General features: G+C 59.3%; 3 protein-coding genes. 2 read left to right on the top strand and 1 reads right to left on the bottom strand.

Features of this window, described 5'->3' with window-relative positions:
* Positions 1–141 precede the first annotated feature (141 nt).
* Entirely contained in the window at positions 142–1,485 is a 1,344-nt protein-coding gene (locus AC01ZF_RS07560) for a dihydrolipoyl dehydrogenase family protein (protein ID WP_428132244.1), read from the top strand.
* A gap of 153 nt (positions 1,486–1,638) precedes the next feature.
* Here the strand turns inward: AC01ZF_RS07560 and AC01ZF_RS07555 are convergent, their stop codons facing one another.
* Positions 1,639–2,919, bottom strand: a complete 1,281-nt coding sequence (locus tag AC01ZF_RS07555; protein WP_428111973.1) for a hypothetical protein — start codon at positions 2,917–2,919, stop codon at positions 1,639–1,641.
* Positions 2,920–3,758: 839 nt separating this feature from the next.
* On the opposite strand from AC01ZF_RS07555, the gene AC01ZF_RS07550 reads away from it, so the two are divergent.
* Entirely contained in the window at positions 3,759–5,357 is a 1,599-nt protein-coding gene (locus AC01ZF_RS07550; RefSeq protein WP_428111970.1) for an amidohydrolase, read from the top strand.
* Positions 5,358–5,482: the final 125 nt, after the last annotated feature.

Raw genomic sequence — 5,482 nt, 5'->3', positions numbered from 1 at the left:
CACATAATGATTCAATGCAATATGGTACATTATTGGCATCCATTCCACCATCTCGTTTGGCGGTTGTAACCTCTGGCCGATTCTTTGCATCTTCTTTCACAGATGCCTGTGGTAGAGTTGCAACGATGATGAAGAAGACGTATGAAGCAAATTGTCGTGATCGGCGGCGGGCCGGCCGGAGTTGAGGCTGCCGTTGCCGCTGCAAAGGGTCATGCGCAGGTAACCTTGATCGGTGAAGGACCGATCGGTGGACGTACCGGTTGGGATAGCCTGTTACCAAGTAAAGTATGGTTGCACGCGGCTGAATTGGCCGGAGTTGCTACTCATGCTGCCGCAGCAGGGGTAACGGTTGGTGCTGTCCACGTGACCTCAACAGAGGTGCTCAACCGGATCAAAGCGGTGGCGCAGCGGTGGAGTGAGCGTGAGGCACAGCGGCTCCAAGCCGCCGGGGTCAAGGTAGTCCACGGGGTAGCTGCATTTCATAGCCCTCACGAGCTGATCGTGCGCAACGACGACTCGCAACAGACATTGACCGCCGATGCAGTGATTATCGCTACCGGTTCGGTACCACGTTTCCCACCGACAATGAAGCCCGATGGTCAGCGGATTATTGCCCCGCGGTTTGCCAGTCATCTGAACACACTGCCGCCGGACATGATCGTGATCGGTGGGGGGCCGACGGGTAGCGAGTTTGCTTCACTCTTCAGCCGGCTCGGTGTGAAGGTGACGTGGTTGGTCGGTGCGCCTGGCGTATTGCCGATGTTCGATCCGGCAGCTGGAGCGGCTCTCGCTGCCGCGATGACGGCGCATGGCGTCACGATCCATCAGATCGATGTGGAACGGGTCGAGCGGACTGAATCCGGTGTAGTTGTCACTACAGCCGATGGTGCGACCCATATCGCTGCTATGGCCTTCCTTGCGATTGGGCGAGTCCCCGATCTAAGCCGGCTCAATCTTGCTGCGGCCGGGTTGGCGGTTGGTGCCAACGGACAACTCGCGGTTGATAACTATGGTCGTACAGTCGCCGGTCACATTTTTGTTGTGGGTGATGCTGCCGGTGGGCCGATGCTGGCCAACCGCGCGCTGGCCCAGGCGTGGATTGCCGGCCGCACAGCAGCGGACCTACCGGTACCTGGCTATTGTCCGCATACCGTGGTCAGCGCTGTCTATACCGTGCCCGAAATTGCCCAAGTGGGGATTGTAGCTGGCGGTGAGGGTGAATTGCAGCGGGTACGAGCTTCGTATACTGCCTCACTCAAATCATACCTCAGTGACGAGACTGAAGGCTGGGTCGAGTTGATCTATGATGCGACGAACCGCCAGATCCGTGGTGGGATTGCGGTTGGCACACACGCAGCGGATATGTTGGCACCGGTCGCGTTAGCAATCCAAACCGGTGCGACCATCGCCGAGCTGGCTGCGGTGTTCGCTGCTTATCCCACGTTGAGTGAGGTGGTGTTTGCGGCGGCTCGTGCAGTGAAGTAGCAAGAGTGGTGAATAGGACACGGATTGAGCGGTGAGCATTCCGTATCCTATTTAGGGATAGGACGCAGTATAGATACGGGTGCAACGGATGGTCACGGGTGGTGCGATCTGGGTGCATCCGTCCCAACCCGAGCGCATCTGTGTCCTATGTTCTCATGGTTTCGTATGCAAAGTTTGCGGGTTTCCTTCTAACCGCCGCACAGCCCGCATCAGCAGCGACAACAACACCAAGATGCCCAACACTCCATACTCGAGGATTGGAATCCGCAGGACATCAGGCAACTTATGCCATTGGTGGCGCGCGCCGTAGTAGCTCAGCACAGTAGCGGCATACGCACCGCCGATCGTCCAGCGCGCCCGTTCCGGCAAGTTGAGGCCGTGCATCTGGTTGACCACAAACATCATTAAGAAGCTAAAGGTAAACATCGCTGCCAACCCGCTGCGTTTGTAGAGGGTCGAAACAACCGCGTGCGGCAAGGCCAACATCTCGAGCGTCAGCGTCCAGCGCGGGTCGCGGTGGGCATTGGTGTAGATGAGCGCCGATTGGACAAAGAGCAACAGGGTGTGGAACAGGCCAGTATAGTGCAGCGGTTTAGGGTCGATCGGGTGATACCAGAAATTATACGTCGAAGCCCACGAGAAGATATAGCCGTGGAAGCGGCGGGCAAAGCGCACGAGTTCAGCGGGAGGCATCACCTTGCGGCTGCCGAAGAAGAGACCGCGGCGCGGCGCTTCGAGGGCCAAGGCCAGCATCAGGATGAATGATACCGAACCGAGCGCACTGCCTTCGGGTACATCACGGGCCAACCCGTCATACGTATAGTGCGATTGCAGGTAATGCAGCGCCACCCCGCCGGCATTCACCGCCAGTGCCAACCAATTGAGCCGGCGCATATCGCTGGTGTAACGCAGGCGTTGGCGCTGACCGGCATAGATGCAGCCCCAAATTGCCAACTGATGGGCGAGGTAGCCGCTCCATGCCAGCCAGCGCTGGACCGGGTGCGGTTCGGCTGCGATCCAGCGGTAATCGCCGTGCTTACCGCTGTACTCGATATATTGTTCCGGCACACGGCCCACCAATGCGGCCACGCCAACCGCACCGGCGCAAGCTGCCGCCGCCGGCACCAGCAGATCGTGCGCGTTTGGCGGGGCCGGCGCATCTTCGCTCTCGCCCTCCACCCACGCCACATACCGTTGTAGCGCCCAACCGGCTAACGCGGCGCCAGCCGCGGCCGCTAACCCGCTCGCCATCGCTCGCCACGGGTGGCGGCGCGGATCGGCGGCCAATCCAGCGCATGCCGCACCTACCGCACTAACCAACGCCAACCCAATCCCGGGACGCTGCCCGCGCGCTACATCCAGCCAGTACATTGCGGCCATTGGGTTAAAGAGCGCTGCGCCTGCTAGCGCATAATTTGTGCGCGGATGAGTCATAGCCAGCCTCCTCTGGTAGCCGCAAAGCGGTAGGGTGGTCGTTAATAGTCTGGACACGAGCGGGTAATGATATGTGCAAAATCATGACATATCATACCACGCTTGCTAGTGCGTGCGAACGTTGAACACTCATAGTTAAGGATGTTCTCCATTTTGTAAATATTTGACTACTCAGATTTGACAGAATAGTGCCGGGCGAGTAGGATTTCATCGTCATTATGTGTCTAGACAAGGATTTGGACATATTGCGCGCGTACAGGTATGGCTCCCGCTCGGTCGGGAGCGCGGCGCGCAATGACAGCAGGCGCGAAAGCTCGCGCAGGAGGAAAAGGCTGTATCGCCCGGGGTGGTTGCCAAAGAGAAAGCAATGTTATACGAGGGAGCGGAGCCCCCGCAGCAATCCCCCGCTTGTGCGATGCAAGGGTGGACAGAGCGTATGAGTGCAGAGGTGGTTGAAGGTTTGGCGATGCGTTGGTGTATCCTTACCCTCTCACCCCCTCTCCCGCCGTCAGGTGGGAGAGGGTGAGCCGTGTGGTTGGCGCGCAAGGCATAGCGGGAGCGTAAGGCAGCAGCACCCTCTCCTGCACTAGCAGAGAGGGGTTGGGGGTGAGGGCGGGCAGCCCGCGCAGCGGGCTTCGTAATCCTAATTCCGGATCAGATGTTCTTTCCGTCCTTGAACTCCTGCGCCAGAGGGCGTGGAGAGCACAGTGTCCGGTGTTGAGGTATCGCACAGCGATCAACGGGTTGTGATCGACTACAATGTTCTGTCTGTTCCGTAAGCGGAATGAGTAGGGCTCATCACGCTTCATTGGTAAATGTGATCTAACGAAAGGTTTGCGATGACCACGATTGTGTTGCATAATGGCCCGATCTACACCCTCAATCCGGCCCAACCGGTGGCTCAAGCAGTGGCCATTCGCGGCGAGCGGATCTTAGCAGTGGGTGATGAAGGGACAGTACGGTCCGCTGCCGGCCCTCAAAGTGAGGTGATCGATCTGCACGGGCGGGCAGTAGTTCCCGGACTGACCGATGCGCACGTCCACATTGTGCTGCACGGCCTTGCCCGCCAGCAGGTACGTCTGACTGGCTGCGCTGATTTCACGGTGGCGCTCGACCAGATCGGGGTTGCGGCGCAGCGTTTGCCGCCGGGGGCATGGTTGCGCGGCAACGGCTGGGATCATACTCTGTGGGGCGAGCGCTGGCCCACTCGTGCCGATCTCGACCGTGTATGCCCGGATCGGCCGGCGATGCTGTCGCGCAAGGACGGTCACTCGCTGTGGGTCAATAGCCGCGTACTCGAGTTGGCCGGGATTACCGCTGCTACTCCCGATCCGGATGGCGGCCAGATTCAACGTGACGAGCACGGCGAACCAACCGGCATCTTGCTCGAGACGGCCATGGAGTTGGTGCGCGCGATTATGCCGCCTCCCACTCGTGCCGAGCGGTTGGCAGCACTGCGGTTGGCAATCAATGAGGCGTTGAGTTATGGCTTGACCAGCGTCCATGTGCCGCCGGCGACCAATCCGGCTGACGGCCCCGATACGCTGATCGATCTGCAAGCACTGCGGGCTGACGGTGATCTTACCATCCGCGTGCTAGCGCATATCGCCGGTGCGCACCTCGATCATGCCATCGGTTTGGGCTTGCGCAGCGGCTTGGGTGACGATTGGCTGCGGATCGGCGGCCTGAAATTGTTTGCCGATGGTTCACTCGGCTCCGAGAGCGCCCACATGCTGGCACCGTATGAAGGGCGTGATCATACCGGCATCGTGGTCATTCCACCTGCCGAGATGAAAGAGATTGTGACCCGTGCCAATGCTCACGGGATCAGTGTGGTGGTGCATGCAATTGGTGATGCGGCTAACCGCAGTGTGCTCGATGCGATTGCCGCAGCACGTCCGACTGCCGCCCATCTTGCGCTGCCCAACCGGATCGAGCATGCCCAGATTCTTGCACCAACCGACATTCCGCGCTTTGCCGAGCTTGGGGTTATTGCCTCAATGCAGCCGATTCACTGCACTGCCGATATGGCGATGGCCGATCGGCTATGGGGGAAGCGTTGCGCAACCAGCTACGCATGGCGCAGTTTGCTTGACGCTGGGGCTACGCTGGCCTTTGGTTCCGATGCGCCGGTTGAGACGCTGGATCCGTGGGCTGGCATTCACGCCGCCGTAACCCGCCAAACGACCGATGGCGCGCCGGCTGGCGGTTGGTATCCTGAACAACGACTCACCGTTGCTGAAGCATTAGCAGCCTATTGTATTGGCCCGGCAATCGCTGAAGCCGCTGCTGAGCGTAAGGGGCGCTTAATGCCCGGTATGCTGGCCGATTTGGTGGTGTTGAACAATGATCCCTTCCAGATACCGGTGTCTCATCTGCATACGGTGCATGCTGAGTTGACGATTGTGGGTGGAGCAATCGTATTTGAGAGAAATTGAGATGCAGAGAGTGCAAAGGCGAATAACGCAAAGGCGCAGAGAACGCAGAGGCGAATAACGCAAAGGCGCAGAGAACGCAGAGGCGAATAACGCAAAGGCGCAGAGAACGCAGAGGCGAATAACGC

The sequence above is a fragment of the Chloroflexus sp. genome (genome assembly GCF_056331925.1).
Note: the sequence above shows the minus strand (reverse complement) of the source record. Positions and strands in the feature narration are given on the sequence as shown.

Bases quoted from the DNA above. Each gene is read 5' to 3' on its own strand.
- AC01ZF_RS07560 (WP_428132244.1), top strand. From the start codon at position 142: ATGAAGCAAATTGTCGTGATCGGCGGCGGGCCGGCCGGAGTTGAGGCT.
- AC01ZF_RS07550 (WP_428111970.1), top strand. From the start codon at position 3,759: ATGACCACGATTGTGTTGCATAATGGCCCGATCTACACCCTCAATCCG.
- AC01ZF_RS07555 (WP_428111973.1), bottom strand. From the start codon at position 2,919: ATGACTCATCCGCGCACAAATTATGCGCTAGCAGGCGCAGCGCTCTTT.